We start from the raw sequence: 303 nt of genomic DNA on the forward strand, positions 1-303 counted from the left end.
GACCGCGAGGTGGAGCAAAACTCAAAAACAACGTCCCAGTTCAGACTGCAGGCTGCAACTCGCCTGCACGAAGTCGGAATTGCTAGTAATCGCAGATCAGCATGCTGCGGTGAATACGTTCCCGGGCCTTGTACACACCGCCCGTCACACCATGAGAGCCGGGGGGACCCGAAGTCGGTAGTCTAACCGCAAGGAGGACGCCGCCGAAGGTAAAACTGGTGATTGGGGTGAAGTCGTAACAAGGTAGCCGTAGGAGAACCTGCGGCTGGATCACCTCCTTTCTAGGGAGTCAGGCAGATCGGC

The 303-nt window shown here is 57.4% G+C and carries 1 rRNA gene; it reads left to right on the forward strand.

Annotation, left to right across the window (positions count from 1 at the left end):
* A 16S ribosomal RNA gene (locus JCM17207_RS10520) occupies positions 1 to 281 on the forward strand; the annotation flags it as partial.
* Positions 282 to 303: the final 22 nt, after the last annotated feature.

It is taken from the genome of Faecalibacterium gallinarum, assembly GCF_022180365.1.
Classification (GTDB): Bacteria; Bacillota; Clostridia; order Oscillospirales; family Ruminococcaceae; genus Faecalibacterium; species Faecalibacterium gallinarum.